The 2187-nt window shown below is 61.0% G+C and carries 3 protein-coding genes; 2 read left to right on the top strand and 1 reads right to left on the bottom strand.

Annotated features, from left to right (window positions below; all coding sequences use genetic code 11):
• The first annotated feature begins 156 nt into the window (after positions 1-156).
• Together KDH09_09315 and KDH09_09310 are read left to right on the top strand one after the other, a co-directional pair.
• Positions 157-807, top strand: a complete 651-nt coding sequence (locus KDH09_09315; GenBank protein ID MCB0219879.1) for a hypothetical protein — start codon at positions 157-159, stop codon at positions 805-807.
• Between the two features lie 74 nt (positions 808-881).
• The gene (locus KDH09_09310; protein ID MCB0219878.1) at positions 882-1760 is read left to right on the top strand and encodes a hypothetical protein; all 879 of its coding nucleotides are present in this window, start codon (positions 882-884) and stop codon (positions 1758-1760) included.
• 102 nt (positions 1761-1862) lie between these two features.
• On the opposite strand, the gene KDH09_09305 is transcribed toward KDH09_09310, so the two are convergent.
• Positions 1863-2187 (bottom strand): hypothetical protein (locus KDH09_09305; protein ID MCB0219877.1); only part of this gene is annotated, 325 nt, incomplete at its 5' end.

Below are 2187 nucleotides of genomic sequence, written 5' to 3'. Positions count from 1 at the left end.
CTGCACCTGGGACGGGCAGGAATGCACCTGCTGCATCTATAATGAGGACGAGGGCGAGCAGGACCGCTATTCCGAAGAGAAATAGGCCCACCGGCCCCGAAAAGCCCTCGCGCGAGCTTTGGCGCTCAGCCCGGTTTCCTCTGCACGGAGGATCCTATGAAACATTCACTGCAACGCCACTATGCTCATGCCTCGGGACTGATCTGCGCGCTCTTCCTGCTTAATTCGCTGAATCCCGCTGGCGCGATGGGGGCACCGTCTCCGGAAGGAAACGCCAAGCCCAAAGCCGGCTCGCCCAAGGGGCTGGCCTTCTCGGAGCCTGCCGGGATCCTGCTGATCGACCGCAAGACCGGCCGGGCCGTTTGCGCAAAGCTGGAAGGGCGCTCCGGGAGAAGTGCGCTTCCTGATTGCGCCAGCATCCCCCAGGCGCGCCAGGCGCTGGCTCAAGCCTCGCTGACCAAAGAGGTAAATCGGCCCTACAGGACGGCAGGCCTCGGAATCTTCCTGCTGGGCACTACTGTCGTATGTGCCGCCGGCGGCGCTGTGCTTGGAACCGGAATTGTGGAGTTGAAGCGCAATGGCGGCGGGCATGCACGGCTCGCCATTGGCAGTGGCGTGATCGGTGCCGGTGCTGCGGCAGGAGCAACCATGACCTGGGTGGAAGCGACCGTGGCAGCTGGTTTCGGCTACTCGGCTTCCGGCGGGGCCAGTGTCTTCGCGGTGCCAATTGCCCTGTGCGCGGTGGGAGCGGGGGCCGGCTACTATGCAGTGCGCGCTCTGATTCGGCCGAAATCGGATTTTCAATAACCGGCCCCCTTGCCTGTTGATGCAAGTGAAGAACTCCGAGGGAAAGCTGGCCTGGGCCTTGCGATTCCCCGGGGATGTTGCACTCAGAATGCCCTCATTGCCTGGCTGAGCGGATCAGCGGTTCAAGTTATGTTCGCTTTGGGTTTTATTATCGAACCGGTGATTCGCGCTGGATCCAGCGCTTCCAGTGCCGGATCTGCAAGGGCACCTGCTCGCGGGCCACCTTCAACCGCTGGTTCCGGCACAAAAAACGGAAGAAAAATGAGGCGCTCCGCCGGCATTTCGCCAGCGCGGGCACCATCCGCCGGGCGGCCCGCACCTTTAAGCTCAACCGCAAGACGGTGGAACGTAAGCTCATGGTTCTGGGCTTCGAGGCGGAGTGCAATCTCCGCATCAATAACCATTATAGCGCCAAGTCGCGAGTGATCGAGTTTGATGACTTGGAAACCTTTGAGCACACGAAGTGCAAGCCGCTATCGGTCACTCTGGCCGTGCAATCCAGAACCAGGCGGATCCTGGGCCTGGAAGTCTCACGCATGCCCGCGAAGGGGCTCCTCGTCGAGAAAGCCCGAAAGTATGGGCCGAGAGTGGACGAGCGGCATCTCGGCCGGGCCCGGCTTTTCCGCACCCTGCAGGATCTGGTGGTGGAAGATGCCGTGATCAAATCAGACAGCAATCCGCACTATCCAGGTGATGTGAAAAAATTCTTTCCCAAGGCTCGCCATGTGACCTACCAGAGCCGGCGCAGCTCGCTCGGCGGCCAGGGCGAGCTCAAGAAGACGATATTCGATCCGCTCTTCAGCCTCAATCATACCTGCGCGATGTTCCGGGCCAACGTGAGCCGCCTGGTGCGAAAGACCTGGTGCACGACGAAGCGAACCGATCGCCTCTACGCTCATCTCATGATCTACGCGGACTACCACAACCAGCATCTGAAACCCGTGCTGGCATGAAGTCCCTGCAAGCGCCAAATCTCTAAAAAACAGCGCCAGCCTCGCCCGTGGATACTCGCGGGTCGATTGCTGGCGCCGGATCAACAGGCATGGGGGCCGGTTTTAGAAGTTTACTGGCCGGTGCGGATGATGCACTCCGCGCCATTCCCGCAGCGAAGCAATCGGCTGGCCTTCTTCGGTATACTCCACGAGCGCGAAGGTGAGGCTCGTGCTCTGGCCGAGGCTGCGGAAGTCGAGGTTGATCATGCGGGTCCAGGTGCCGGTATTGATATAGGTCTTGCCGTCGCGGTAGTAGCGCTGCATGGCCCCGTGGGTATGGCCGAAGATCACGATCTTCACATGCTCGTTATTGTCGAGCACGGCGCGGGCGTCGTCCTCGAGGCCGAAGAAGGGCGTGATCTCCTCGCCCATGATTGCCAGCGTATTG

Source organism: Chrysiogenia bacterium (assembly GCA_020434085.1).
Classification (GTDB): Bacteria; JAGRBM01; JAGRBM01; order JAGRBM01; family JAGRBM01; genus JAGRBM01.
The sequence above is the reverse complement of the archived record's forward strand: the minus strand, read 5'-3'. Positions and strand labels throughout refer to the sequence as shown.

Excerpts from the sequence above, each read along its gene's own strand:
- KDH09_09310 (MCB0219878.1), top strand. The coding sequence starts at position 882 with ATGTTGCACTCAGAATGCCCTCATTGCCTGGCTGAGCGGATCAGCGGT.
- KDH09_09315 (MCB0219879.1), top strand. The coding sequence starts at position 157 with ATGAAACATTCACTGCAACGCCACTATGCTCATGCCTCGGGACTGATC.